The organism is Actibacterium sp. (genome assembly GCF_041584535.1).
GTDB lineage: Bacteria > Pseudomonadota > Alphaproteobacteria > Rhodobacterales > Rhodobacteraceae > Actibacterium_D.
Map to the genome: position 1 here is coordinate 1 of NZ_JBFHDW010000044.1, position 12,096 is coordinate 12,096.

Below are 12,096 nucleotides of genomic sequence, written 5' to 3' on the forward strand. Positions count from 1 at the left end.
AACACTCATCATCTGGCGCATTGTTAGATATGTCGTGACGCGTTAGTCAGATTGCATTTCGCGGCACACCAGATTATCTCGGACCAGAAATAAAGCGACAGGCCAAGCCATATGAACTGGATTTCCAACTACGTTCGCCCGAAAATCAACTCGCTCTTTTCGCGCCGCGAGGTTCCCGAGAACCTGTGGAGCAAGTGCGAGGAATGCGGGACCATGCTGTTCCACCGCGAACTGAGCGACAACCAGAATGTCTGCACCAACTGCAACCATCACATGCCGATCTCGCCGCGCGCGCGGTTCGATGCGCTGTTCGATGGAGGCGTTTACACCGAGGTGAAAGTGCCGACGCCGCTGGCTGATCCGCTGCACTTTAAAGATCAGAAAAAATACCCCGAGCGCATGAAGGCCGCGCAAAAGGGCACCGGCGAATTCGAGGCCATGCTGGTGGCCGAAGGCGAAATCGGCGGCACGCCGATTGTGTCGGCCGCGCAGGATTTCCGCTTTATGGGCGGGTCCATGGGCATGTATGTCGGCAATGCCATCGTCGCCGCTGCTGAACGCGCGGTGAAGCTGGGGCGTCCGCTGGTGCTGTTTTCAGCGGCTGGCGGGGCGCGGATGCAGGAAGGTATCCTGTCGCTGATGCAGATGCCCCGCACCACGGTCGCGGTCGAGATGCTGAAAGAGGCGGGCCTGCCTTATATCGTCGTGCTGACCCACCCGACCACCGGCGGCGTCACCGCGTCCTATGCGATGCTGGGCGACGTGCAAATCGCCGAGCCGAACGCCCTGATCTGTTTCGCCGGTCCGCGTGTGATCGAACAAACCATCCGTGAAAAACTGCCCGAGGGCTTTCAGCGCGCCGAATACCTGCTGGACCACGGTATGCTGGACCGCGTGACCGCCCGTGGCGATTTGCGGGACGAGCTGATCACTATTCTGCGGATGATGCTGGGCCTGTCCCCGGCGATCAAAGGCAATCTGCCTGCGCCCTCGCCGACCCCGACCTTGAACGGACCGGCGGCCGAATAAGCCGTGGCGCCGCAAAACAGTGACATCATCCTTGACCGGATGATGGCCCTTCATCCCAAGGTGATTGATCTGGTTCTGGACCGGGTCTGGCGGCTGTTGGCGGCGCTGGATCATCCCGAGCGCGCCCTGCCGCCGGTGATTCACATCGCCGGCACCAATGGCAAGGGCAGCACGCAGGCGATGATCCGGGCCGGGCTTGAGGCATCGGGCAAGCGCGTCCATGCCTATACCTCGCCGCATCTTGCCCGGTTTCACGAGCGGATCCGCCTTGCGGGCGATCTGATTTCCGAGGACGCCCTGACCGCCATTCTGGACGAATGCGAGCGCGCCAATGGTGGCGACGCGATCACCTATTTCGAAATCACCACCGTCGCGGCCCTGCTGACCTTTGCCCGCACCCCCGCCGATTACACCTTGCTTGAGGTCGGACTGGGCGGGCGTCTGGACGCCACCAATGTGATCGAGAAACCAGCCCTGACCATCATCACCCCGGTGTCGATCGACCACGAGCAATTCCTTGGCAGCACGCTGCGCGAAATCGCTGGTGAAAAGGCCGGAATCATCAAACGCGGGGTGCCTTGCGTCGTCGGCCCTCAGGACGACGCGGCGCTTGAGGTGATCGAGGCCTGCGCCGCCCGCCTTGGCGCGCCCTTGCTGGTGTATGGCCAGCACTGGCACGTGTTCGAAGAACGCGGGCGCATGGTCTATCAGGACGAAACCGGGCTGTTGGACCTGCCGCTGCCCACTCTGATCGGCGCGCATCAGGTGATGAATGCAGGTGCCGCGATTGCCGCATTGCGGGCGCTGGGATTTGGCGAGGCCGCGTGCGAGGCCGCCGTCACCCGCGCCGAATGGCCCGCCCGGATGCAGCGCCTGCGCCACGGGCCGCTGACCCAAACCGCAGGCCGGGCCGAGCTGTGGCTGGATGGCGGACATAACCCCGCCGCCGGTCTGGCGCTGGCCGAGGCGCTGACCCGCCTGCCCGCCCGACCGCTGCACCTGATTTGCGGCATGCTGAACACCAAGGACATCGCTGGCTATCTGCGCCCATTGGCAGCGCTGGCCGACAGCCTGCATGCGGTGTCGATCCCGAACGCCCCGGCCACCCTGCCCGCCGCCGACACCGCCGCCGCCGCAACTGCGGTCGGGTTGCAGGCGCAGGTTGCCGATAGCGTCGCCAGCGCCGTGGCTGACATCGCCACAGCGGTGCCAAATGCCCGAATTCTGATCTGTGGCTCGCTATATCTGGCGGGTGAAGTTCTGAAACAGAACGGCTAGGCTCACAGACACTGTGCGCCCTTGCGCAATTCCCCGGCGCGCGGCAACAGGTTAGACAGGGGAAACTTAACGCGGATACTCAGCATGACCCTTGAACTTGGCCTTGATACGTTTGGCGATGTGAACTTCGGCCCCAAAGGCGAAAAACATTCTCAGCGCGCGGTGCTGTGCAATGTGGTCGAACAAGGGATTCTGGCCGATCAGGTCGGCATCGACTTTTTCGGTCTTGGCGAACATCACCGCGACGATTTTGCCATTTCTTCGCCCGAGGTGGTGCTGGCCACCATCGCCGCCCGGACCGCGCGCATTCGTCTTGGCACGGCAGTGACGGTGCTTAGCTCGGACGATCCGATCCGGGTGTTTCAGCGGTTCTCGACCCTGAACGCGCTGTGCGGCGACCGGGCCGAGGTCATTCTGGGCCGTGGCTCGTTCACCGAATCCTTCCCGCTGTTCGGCTTTGATCTGCGGGACTATGAGACCCTGTTCGAAGAAAAGCTGGACCTGTTCGCCAATCTATTGACCGGTCAGCCGGTAACTTGGAGCGGCTCGACCCGGCGGCCGCTGAACAGTCAACAAGTCTATCCGCCCTTGGGCGAGGCCGGTTTGCGGGCGTGGATCGGCGTTGGCGGCAGCCCGGAATCGGTGGTCCGCGCGGTGCGCTATGACATGCCGATGATGCTGGCGATCATTGGCGGCGATCCGGCGCGGTTCCGGCCGTTTGTCGATCTTTATCTCGACGCCTATAAACAGATCGGCGGCACACCGCAGCCCTTGGGCGTGCATTCGCCGGGCCATGTCGGTGACACCGATGCACAGGCTCGTGACGAATTCTGGCCCTATTATAAGGCGCTGCACGACCGTCTGGCGCGCGAACGTGGCTGGGGCCCGATAAGCCGCGATGCGTTCGAGAACGAAGTCGACCACGGCGCGCTGTTCGTCGGCAGCCCCGAAACCGTGGCCCGCAAGATCGCCAAGACCGCGAAAACGCTGGGCCTGTCGCGGTTCGAGATGAAATACGCCTCGGGGCCGATGCCGCACGAGATGCTGATGAACAGCATCCGGCTTTACGGCACGCAGGTGATCCCGCAGGTGCGCCAGATCCTCGGTTAAGCCGGGTCGGACTGGCCCCAATTGGCGTCCTGCATTTCGCGCAGGCGGCTGGCGGTGCGTTCGAACTCAAACGCACCAGCGCCTTCCAGATACAGCATCTCGGGCTGGGCGGCGGCGGAACAGATCAGCCGCACCTTGGCCTCGTAAAGCGCATCAATCAGGGTGACGAATCGCTTGGCCTCGTTGAAATTGCTGCGGCCCAGTTGCGGGATGTCCTCAAGGATCAGAACCCTCACTGCATCGGCAATCGCCAGATAATCGCCCGGCCCCATCATCTTGCCGCACAGATCCCAGAACGCGGCGCGGCCAACACCATTGTGGAACTGCGGGATTTCGACGTCGCGGCCTTTGACCTTGAGGATCAGCGGCGCGCCGGTGCCATTGGTGAAATCCTTCCAGATTTCGCCAATCGCCTCGCGCGCGGCGGCGTCAACCGGGGTGAAATAGACCTCGGCCCCGGACAGGCGGTTCTGGCGGTAATCATTGGGCGAGGCCAGATGATGCACGCCCAAACGCTGTTTCAGCAGCGCGATGAACGGCAGGAACAGCTCGCGCTGAAGCCCGTCCTTATACAGATCGTCCGGCACCCGGTTCGAGGTGGTGACGACGCAGACGCCATTGGCGAACAACAGGTCGAACAGCCGCCCGACGATCATCGCGTCGGTGATATCGGTGATCTGCATTTCATCGAAACACAGCAGGCGCAATTCGCCCGCCATCTCGGCCGCCGCCTGTTTCAGCGGGTCGGGATCGCCGCGCTGGCGGACCTTGTGCAACAGGCTGTGGACCTCTTGCATGAAAGCATGGAAGTGCACGCGGCGCTTGGCCGTGATCGCGACATTGTCAAAGAACAGGTCCATCAGCATGGATTTACCGCGCCCGACACCGCCCCACATATACAGACCCGGCACGGCCTGCTGCGCGGATTTGCGGCGGAACAACCCGCGCTTTTCCGGCTGGGCCTGTTCCAGCCCGGCGCGGATCGATTCGAGAGGGTCCAGCACGGCCAGCTGGCCGGGATCGCCATGCAAAGCGCCCTCGCTGACCTTGTGATCGTAAATCTGTCGCAGCGTCATCGTCATAGATCATTCCTTAAAGCTGTCTCTGAGATATGAAAAGATGATGTCGTGCTCAGAGTCGGCAATTCCTGCCGCACGCTGCTTGCTTGCCAAGGACCACCCCATGACGACCACAAACACCAAAATGCTGACGCCGGTGCTGATCGCAAGCTGTCTGGTGATCCTTGTCAGCCTGTCGATCCGATCCAGCTTTGGCGTGTTCCAGATTCCCGTGGCCTCAACCTTTGGCTGGCCGCGGGCCGAGTTTTCCTTTGCCATCGCCATCCAGAACCTTGCATGGGGCATCGGAGCGCCGATCTTTAGCGCCTTTGCCGAACGGTTCGGCGACCGCCGCGCGATCATTCTGGGCGCGTTGTTCTATGCGGTCGGTCTGGTGCTGTCATCCTATGCGGTCACGCCCGAGCAACATCAGCTTCTGGAAATCCTTGTCGGCTTTGGCATCGCCGGCACCGGGTTCGGGGTCATTCTGGCCGTGGTCGGGCGGGCCTCAAGCGACAAGAACCGCTCGATGAGCATGGGCATCGCCACTGCCGCCGGGTCGGGCGGTCAGGTGTTCGGGCCGCCGATCGCGGAATATCTGATCAACCGGATCGGATGGGAGCCGGTGTTCCTGATCTTTGCCGTCGCCATTCTGGCGGTTCTGTGCGTGCTGCCGATGATGCGCATTCCGGCCCATGCCCCCCGCAAAGGCGACGAGCCGGGCATGGGGCAGATCCTGATGCAGGCCCTGCGCGACCCGTCCTATACGCTGATCTTTCTGGGCTTCTTTTCCTGCGGCTATCAGTTGGGCTTTGTCACCGCGCATTTCCCGGCGCTGATTACCGAGATGTGCAGCGCGATCAACCCGAACGGCATTCTGGCCGGGCTGGGGATCGGCACGACCTCGGCGCTGGGGGCGGTGGCGATTTCGGTGATCGGTCTGGTGAATATCGTCGGCACCATCACCGCAGGCTGGCTGGGCAACCGCTATGCCAAAAAGAACCTGCTGGCGTTTATCTATCTTGCCCGCACCATTGCCGCCGCCGCGTTCATCCTGCTGCCGATTACCCCGGCGACAGTATTGGTGTTCTCGCTGGTGATGGGGTCGCTGTGGCTGGCCACGGTGCCGCTGACCAGCGGGCTGGTCGCGCAAATCTACGGGCTGCGCTATATGGGCACGCTGTATGGGATCGTGTTTCTCAGCCACCAGATCGGCAGCTTTTTCGGCGTCTGGCTGGGCGGGCGGTTGTATGACCTGAACGGCAATTACAATCTGGTGTGGTGGGTCGGCGTCGGCGTCGGAGCATTCTCGGCGCTTGTGCATCTGCCGATCCGCGAGCGGCGGCTAGAACTGGCCATCTAACCCGGCGGCGTCGCGGTCCAGCAGGCCCTCGGCCACCAGACGCTCGGCCCAGCCGCGCGGGCCATCGAACAGATGCACCTGCCAGCCCCGCGCCTGCGCGGCGGCGATATTATCGGCCCGGTCATCAGCGAACAGCAGATGGCCGGGCGCAAGCCCGCAATCCTGTTCGACCATCTGATAGATCTGCGGCTCGGGCTTGATGACGCCCAAATGCCCCGAGATGTAATCCCGGTCGAATTCGTTCAGAAACGGGAAATGCGGCCGGGCGAATTCATAAGTGCCCCGGCCGAAATTGGTCAGCGAGAACACCGGCACCCCGCGCGCCTGCAACGCCCGCATCAGATGCACCGAATGCTCGATCACCGGGGTTGCCAGGTCCAGCCAGTTATCGCGCCACATGCGGATTTCGGCGCGCCATTCGGGATAGGCGTCGGCAGTGTCATAGATAACCTGGGTGAAATCTCCGCCGCGATCGACGGCATCGTTCATGCCGTGCAGATCGACGGTGGCGAACATGTCGCGGCGGCGGTCCGGGCCGATGATGCGGTCATAATAACGCTCGGGCTGCCATTCGATCAGCACGTTGCCGATGTCGAAAATCACCGCCTGAATGGTCATTGCGCCCCGTCGCGTTCGGCGGCGGTCAGCGCCCGCTCCAGCGCGTCCAGAAACCGCGAGCGGTCGGCCTTGCCAAAGGCCTTGCCCCCGCCTTGCCGAAACGGGTCAGCAGCGCGCAGATCGGCCATCAGGTCGCGCGTGGCCAGAACATTGCCGATATTGGCCTGCGTCAGCGCCTCGCCGTTATGTTTCAGAACCCGCGCCCCGGCCTCGACGCATTTCGCGGCCAGAGGAATATCGCCGGTGATCACCACGTCGCCGCGCCCGGCGCGGTCAGCGATCCACATGTCGGCGACATCCGGGCCTTCGGGGACATAGACCATTTCAATCAGCGGGTTTTGCGACGGGCGCAAGCCGCCATTCGCAACCATGCGCACCGGGATGCGGCGACGGGTGGCGACCTTTTCCACCTCGGTCTTGACCGGGCAGGCGTCGGCATCGACATAGATCATCACTGTCCTTTCAGCCGCGTCCGGGTCTGGCCCCGGCGATCAATAGCTGCCGGATTGCTGGCTGCTGAGCAGCGCCTGATTGTTGTCGCTGTCATTGTCATAGATCACCTGCATCGTCGCCCCCGGCAGCTTGGCAAAGTCATCCATGATCCGGTTGGGGAAATACGATTGGCCGATCCCGGTAAAGCCGGGCAGCTTGCGCAAGATCGAGCTGGTGGAATTGGCGCACATGGCCTTGCTGACCGCGCCGTTCTGCTGGACCATTTGCAGCGCCAGCTCGGCCACCTCGGGCGAGACCTCGACGCTTTGCACGACCACGCGATAGGTCTCGCGGGCGTGGTAATCGATATAGAATTTCTCCATCAGCGGGGTAAAGCCGTAATGGACATCGTTGCGTTCGGGCACGGTGCGGTGCCACCACGTTCCAGCCGGGTCAAACACCACGCGCTGGCTGCCGCTGATCATCAGGCCGCTGTGACCGCCCTTGTTGGTGCGGTTGTTGACGGCCGTGAACAGCGTGATCGTCGGGGGTCCGGGGTGGTGATAAAAGGCCGCTTTGACCTGTTCATCGGGCGCCCATGTCGGTTCGGCCGTGCAGGCCGCCAGAAACAGCGGAACCAGAATCAATAGCAGGAAACGACGCATGACACTTACCAACCACGTAAACGGGCGGGCGCCGTAACGCCCGCGACAGTTTAGACGTTCACCAGTGCCATGAAGATCAGCACCAGAATGGACAGCGCGGCCACCCACATCGAGAACTTGACGAAACCTTCAAAGGTTTTTTCCTGCGTGGTGATGTCCATCGAGCCGTGTTTATGTTCAGCCATGGGAGTCTCCCTTTCCCTGAATCTCTGCGTTTGTCCCCAGATAGCGGAATAAAAACCCGCTGTCACGATCCCGATTGCCGCAAAACTCACTCTTCCTGTTCAAGATCTTCGAACAGGCGAAACCCTATGCGGCGGGCTTCGGGGGCGTCCTGTGCCTTGGGCATGGCCTGAAGCAGCACGTTCAACTGGCTGACATGCTGAATAAGCTGGGTCCGGGCGCCGTCATCGTCGCTGCCGTAAAAGGTGATGATATCGGGGTCGAAATAGCCGACGCCCTCGATCCGCAGGATACCGACATCGCCGCCAGCGAATCCCATCGCCACCTCATGTTCCGAATCCAGCAATTCCTCGAAATTGCGGATATAGAGAATCAGCCGCTCATAGGCCCATTCCGCCGCGCTTTTCTCATCGACAGGGCGGCGGGTGACCGCCTCGGGCAGCGGCAGGGTCTCGGTCAGGGGCGGCCCCGGATCGGCATGGGCGATCTTGGCCCGTGGCGGCTCGTGGCAATCGCCGAAGTTGGTTCTTGACGGCTTTGCCATGCGCTCAGGTCTCCTTCAATTGCCACAGCCACGCGCCATCCTTGCGCCGGGTGCGGGTGACCTGCCCAAGATGCAGCAAATGGTTCAGGTGGCCAACGGCCTCGACCAGGGCAAGGCCATATTCGCCTTCGCCGATGTCGCGCTTGAACAGCGGTTGGAAACAGCCGGCCGCCGTGCGCGGCGTGGTCAGGAACTTGGCCAGCCGGTCCAGCGCGTGATGATGGTTGTCGATCAACTGACCCAGACGCGCCGGCAACCCGGTATAAGGCAGCTTGTGCCCCGGCAGAACCAGATGATCCTCGCGGGCAAAGACCTTGAACTTTTCGCAACTTTCCAGCCATTCACCCACCGGATCGGCGCCGGGTTCGGTGGCATAAACCCCCAGATTGGACGAAATCGACGGCAAAAGCTGATCGCCCGCGATCACCAGCTCACAGTCCTGAGACCAGAAAGTCGCGTGTTCGGGCGCATGGCCATTGCCGATATGCACCTGCCAGTCGCGGCCGCCCATGCGGATGCGGTCGCCCTCTTTCACCCGGGTAAAGCCCAGCGGCATCGGCGCAACCGTATCGGCAAAGTTGAACGGCCGTTCCGCCGCGCGCCGCGAATAGATATCAGGGTCCATCCCGGCGCTGCGCCAATAGTCCAGCGTTTCCTTCGCCGGGCGATCCTGTTCGTCCAGATGCAGCATCCGCGCCATCAGCCATGCGGTGCGGGTGGTGACCAGTTCAGCGCCGAAATCGGATTGCAGCCAACCGGCCAGCCCAATGTGATCGGGGTGGTGATGCGTCACCACGACCCGGTGGATCGGCTTGCCCGCCAGCGGCCCGGCCATCAGGCCCAGCCAGATATCCCGGCTTTTGCGCGAGTTCATGCCGGTATCAATCACCGTCCATCCATCGCCGTCATCCAGCGCAAAGATATTGACGTGATTCAGCGCCATCGGCAGCGGCAGCCGCATCCACAGAACACCCTCTGCCACCTCAACGGCAGCGCCGTCTTCGGGCGCGTCATGCCAGGGGTATTTGATCGGCAGAGTGGTCATTTTGTTCATCAGCGTGCCAGATCCTCGGGGCTAAGGGCATAAAGGCCTGCCGCGCCTTCTTGCAGGGCGACCAGCAGCGGCCCGTGTTCCGGCAACAACCGGCGGATAAAGAACGAGGCCAGCGCACACCGCGGCCCCTTGGCCCCGACGGCCATGGCGGCGGTCAGGTGAAAATGCGCGCCCAGCACCCGGGCAAAGGCCCGCAGATAGGGCACGGCACCGGAAAAGCGGTCGTTCATGTCCATTGTCGGAAGGGTCTCGGTCGCTTCGCGCAGGCTTTCCGCCGCTTCCCAGACCTCGTTCGCCAGATCGGGCATGGTGCCGCGCGCGGCTTCGGCATTGTCTTGAATTTCCTGCAACATCCGGAAGGCCGCGTCGCCGCCATCCATCATCGTGCGGCCGACAAGGTCCATCGCCTGAATACCGTTGGTGCCTTCGTAGATCGGCGTGATCCGCGCATCGCGATAGAATTGCGCGGCGCCGGATTCCTCGACAAAGCCCATGCCGCCGAAAATCTGCACGCCCAAGCTGGAAACCTCGCAGGCCATGTCGGTGCAATAGGCCTTGGCGATCGGGGTCAGCAATGCCGCCCGTGCCTTGTGATCGGCGTCACCGGTCGCGCGCCCCATGTCGATCGCCACCGAACAAGCCAGCGCAATCGACCGCGCGGCAAAGATTTCGGCCTTCATCGTGGTCAGCATCCGCCGCACATCGGGAAAGTCGATGATCGTGCCGGTGCCGTTTTCAACCGGGGTCGCGCCCTGCTTGCGCTCAAGCGCATAGGCCAGCGCGTGCTGATAGGCCGCCTCGGCGGTGCCGATGCCTTGCATCGCAACGCCCACGCGGGCGGCGTTCATCATGGTGAACATCGCGGCCATGCCCTTGTGGCGCTCGCCGACCAGCCAGCCCTTGGCGCCGTCGAACTGCATCACGCAGGTGGGCGAGCCATGCAGGCCCAGCTTGTGTTCGATGCTGACCACGCCCAGCGTGTTGCCAACGCCGGGTGCGCCATTCTCGTCCGGCAGGAATTTCGGCACCATGAACAGGCTGATGCCACGGGTGCCGGGGCCGCCATCGGGCAAGCGCGCCAACACAAGATGGCAGGTGTTGGTGTTAAAGTCGCTGTCGCCCCAGGTGATGAAAATCTTCTGACCGGTGATCGCGAAAGTGCCATCGCCGTTCTCGGTCGCCTTGGTCGAAACCGCGCCCACGTCCGACCCGGCCTGCGGCTCGGTCAGGTTCATGGTGCCGTGCCATTCCCCCGAGATCAGCTTGGGCAGATACAGGTCCTTGATTTCGGCGCTGGCGTGGTGCTCCAGCGCGTCGATCTGGCCCTGCGTCAGCAGCGGGTGCAGTTGCAGAGACAGGCACGAGCCGCTGAGCATTTCATGCAGCGCCATCGTCAGCGAAATCGGCAGACCCATGCCGCCATATTCGGGGTCAGCCGAGGTGCCGATCCAGCCGCCCTCGGCGATCTGGGCAAATGCCTCGGCATAGCCGGGGGTGCTGCGGACCTTGCCGTTTTCCAGCTTGGCGGGGATCAGGTCACCGGCACGCTGAAGCGGCCCCAGAACCGAGTCACACAGACGGCCAGCCTCGATCAGAATCGCGTCGGTCACATCCGGGGTGGCCTCGGCATAAAGCTCGCTATCGGCCACCCGCGACAAGCCGACGACATGATCGAAAATGAATTTGATGTCCGCTACAGGCGACTGATACGGCATTTGTCCCTCCTTTTTCGCGGCTTGTGTCCCGACAAACGCGCAACTATGTGGCTATCCCCAATTGTTCAGCGTAATAAGCGGCACAGTCCCTTCAAGGCAAACGCAACGTCAAATGGTCGCACCAAAACAAACCGAGATTTTGTTGCCAAATCGGGATGGCGTGATGCGGGCCGCCGAAATCCTGCGCCAAGGCGGTTTGGTCGCTCTGCCGACCGAGACGGTTTACGGCCTAGGCGGGGATGCCCGCAACGATCGCGCCGTCGCCCGGATTTTCGAGGCCAAGGGGCGTCCGCATTTCAATCCGCTGATCGTGCATGTCCCCGATCTGGACACCGCGCGGCGCTATGCCGAATTCGACCCCCGCGCCGAGCGGCTGGCCAGCGCGTTTTGGCCGGGGCCGCTGACGCTGGTGCTGCCGCTGCGCGTGGAATCCGGGCTGTCGCCTTTGGTGACGGCGGGCAATGACAGCGTGGCGATCCGGGTGCCGGCGCATCCGCTGGCGCATGAGATTCTGGCGGCGTTCAACGGCCCGGTGGCAGCGCCCTCGGCCAACCCGTCGGGCAAGATCAGCCCGACCGAAGCCGCGCATGTGCTGGACGGTCTTGCAGGCCGGATCGAGGCGGTGATCGACGGCGGTCCCTGCGCCGTGGGGGTGGAATCGACCATCGTCGGCCTGTGCGGCGATGCGGTGCTGCTGCGCCCCGGCGGCCTGCCTGCCGAAGCGATCGAGGACTGCCTTGGTCATCCGCTTACCGCACGGCACGAGGGCGCGGCGATCACCGCGCCGGGACAGTTAAGCTCGCATTACGCCCCCGGCGCACCGGTGCGCCTGAACGTCACCGCCCCGGCCCCGGACGAATTCTGGATCGGCTTCGGTCCGGGCTGCGCCGCCGCACCGATGACCCTGTCGGCAACCGGCGATCTGGTCGAGGCGGCAGCGAACCTGTTTCACCACCTGCGCGCCGCTGATGCCGCCACGGCCCCCGGTCAAACCATCGCCGTTGCGCCGATCCCCGATCACGGGCTGGGCCGCGCGATCAACGACCG

At 63.1% G+C, this 12,096-nt stretch carries 13 protein-coding genes; 5 read left to right on the top strand and 8 right to left on the bottom strand.

The features are described 5' to 3' along the window. Positions 1-111 precede the first annotated feature (111 nt). From accD to ABYW26_RS03720, 3 genes are all read left to right on the top strand, one after another. On the top strand, positions 112-1,029 hold the full coding sequence (accD, locus tag ABYW26_RS03710; protein WP_372603449.1) for an acetyl-CoA carboxylase, carboxyltransferase subunit beta: 918 nt from the start codon (positions 112-114) through the stop codon (positions 1,027-1,029). Between the two features lie 39 nt (positions 1,030-1,068). Beyond that, positions 1,069-2,307, top strand: coding sequence for a folylpolyglutamate synthase/dihydrofolate synthase family protein (locus tag ABYW26_RS03715; protein WP_372603461.1), 1,239 nt, complete (start codon positions 1,069-1,071; stop codon positions 2,305-2,307). Between the two features lie 84 nt (positions 2,308-2,391). Further along, the gene (locus tag ABYW26_RS03720; protein WP_372603450.1) at positions 2,392-3,417 is read left to right on the top strand and encodes an LLM class flavin-dependent oxidoreductase; all 1,026 of its coding nucleotides are present in this window, start codon (positions 2,392-2,394) and stop codon (positions 3,415-3,417) included. On the opposite strand, the gene zapE is transcribed toward ABYW26_RS03720, so the two are convergent. After that, complete coding sequence (gene zapE, locus ABYW26_RS03725) at positions 3,414-4,499, bottom strand: cell division protein ZapE (protein ID WP_372603451.1); 1,086 nt, start codon at positions 4,497-4,499, stop codon at positions 3,414-3,416. The two genes, ABYW26_RS03720 and zapE, sit on opposite strands and share 4 nt — an antisense overlap. A 100-nt stretch (positions 4,500-4,599) precedes the next feature. On the opposite strand from zapE, the gene ABYW26_RS03730 reads away from it, so the two are divergent. Continuing rightward, the gene (locus ABYW26_RS03730) at positions 4,600-5,838 is read left to right on the top strand and encodes an MFS transporter (RefSeq protein ID WP_372603452.1); all 1,239 of its coding nucleotides are present in this window, start codon (positions 4,600-4,602) and stop codon (positions 5,836-5,838) included. Here ABYW26_RS03730 and ABYW26_RS03735 read toward each other — a convergent pair. From ABYW26_RS03735 to ABYW26_RS03765, 7 genes are all read right to left on the bottom strand, one after another. Continuing rightward, positions 5,821-6,456, bottom strand: a complete 636-nt coding sequence (locus ABYW26_RS03735) for an HAD family hydrolase (protein WP_372603453.1) — start codon at positions 6,454-6,456, stop codon at positions 5,821-5,823. The genes ABYW26_RS03730 and ABYW26_RS03735 overlap by 18 nt on opposite strands. Continuing rightward, complete coding sequence (locus ABYW26_RS03740) at positions 6,453-6,908, bottom strand: YaiI/YqxD family protein (protein WP_372603454.1); 456 nt, start codon at positions 6,906-6,908, stop codon at positions 6,453-6,455. Before ABYW26_RS03740 ends, ABYW26_RS03735 begins: the two co-directional genes overlap by 4 nt. Positions 6,909-6,947: 39 nt before the next feature. Beyond that, on the bottom strand, positions 6,948-7,553 hold the full coding sequence (locus tag ABYW26_RS03745; protein WP_372603455.1) for a hypothetical protein: 606 nt from the start codon (positions 7,551-7,553) through the stop codon (positions 6,948-6,950). Between the two features lie 50 nt (positions 7,554-7,603). Beyond that, a complete protein-coding gene (locus ABYW26_RS03750) occupies positions 7,604-7,738 on the bottom strand; it encodes an aa3-type cytochrome c oxidase subunit IV (protein ID WP_372603456.1) in 135 nt (44 codons plus the stop codon). Between the two features lie 86 nt (positions 7,739-7,824). Further along, the gene (locus tag ABYW26_RS03755) at positions 7,825-8,280 is read right to left on the bottom strand and encodes a DUF6173 family protein (RefSeq protein ID WP_372603457.1); all 456 of its coding nucleotides are present in this window, start codon (positions 8,278-8,280) and stop codon (positions 7,825-7,827) included. Positions 8,281-8,284: 4 nt separating this feature from the next. Further along, positions 8,285-9,334: an MBL fold metallo-hydrolase gene (locus ABYW26_RS03760; RefSeq protein WP_372603458.1), complete on the bottom strand. Its 1,050-nt coding sequence runs from the start codon at positions 9,332-9,334 to the stop codon at positions 8,285-8,287. Then, positions 9,334-11,049, bottom strand: coding sequence for an acyl-CoA dehydrogenase (locus ABYW26_RS03765; protein ID WP_372603459.1), 1,716 nt, complete (start codon positions 11,047-11,049; stop codon positions 9,334-9,336). Before ABYW26_RS03765 ends, ABYW26_RS03760 begins: the two co-directional genes overlap by 1 nt. Positions 11,050-11,212: 163 nt before the next feature. On the opposite strand from ABYW26_RS03765, the gene ABYW26_RS03770 reads away from it, so the two are divergent. Next, on the top strand, positions 11,213-12,096 hold an 884-nt coding region (locus tag ABYW26_RS03770), incomplete at its 3' end, for an L-threonylcarbamoyladenylate synthase (protein WP_372603460.1).

Excerpts from the sequence above, each read along its gene's own strand:
- accD (WP_372603449.1), top strand. The coding sequence starts at position 112 with ATGAACTGGATTTCCAACTACGTTCGCCCGAAAATCAACTCGCTCTTT.
- ABYW26_RS03715 (WP_372603461.1), top strand. The coding sequence starts at position 1,069 with ATGATGGCCCTTCATCCCAAGGTGATTGATCTGGTTCTGGACCGGGTC.
- ABYW26_RS03720 (WP_372603450.1), top strand. The coding sequence starts at position 2,392 with ATGACCCTTGAACTTGGCCTTGATACGTTTGGCGATGTGAACTTCGGC.
- zapE (WP_372603451.1), bottom strand. The coding sequence starts at position 4,499 with ATGACGATGACGCTGCGACAGATTTACGATCACAAGGTCAGCGAGGGC.
- ABYW26_RS03730 (WP_372603452.1), top strand. The coding sequence starts at position 4,600 with ATGACGACCACAAACACCAAAATGCTGACGCCGGTGCTGATCGCAAGC.
- ABYW26_RS03735 (WP_372603453.1), bottom strand. The coding sequence starts at position 6,456 with ATGACCATTCAGGCGGTGATTTTCGACATCGGCAACGTGCTGATCGAA.
- ABYW26_RS03740 (WP_372603454.1), bottom strand. The coding sequence starts at position 6,908 with ATGATCTATGTCGATGCCGACGCCTGCCCGGTCAAGACCGAGGTGGAA.
- ABYW26_RS03745 (WP_372603455.1), bottom strand. The coding sequence starts at position 7,553 with ATGCGTCGTTTCCTGCTATTGATTCTGGTTCCGCTGTTTCTGGCGGCC.
- ABYW26_RS03750 (WP_372603456.1), bottom strand. The coding sequence starts at position 7,738 with ATGGCTGAACATAAACACGGCTCGATGGACATCACCACGCAGGAAAAA.
- ABYW26_RS03755 (WP_372603457.1), bottom strand. The coding sequence starts at position 8,280 with ATGGCAAAGCCGTCAAGAACCAACTTCGGCGATTGCCACGAGCCGCCA.
- ABYW26_RS03760 (WP_372603458.1), bottom strand. The coding sequence starts at position 9,334 with ATGAACAAAATGACCACTCTGCCGATCAAATACCCCTGGCATGACGCG.
- ABYW26_RS03765 (WP_372603459.1), bottom strand. The coding sequence starts at position 11,049 with ATGCCGTATCAGTCGCCTGTAGCGGACATCAAATTCATTTTCGATCAT.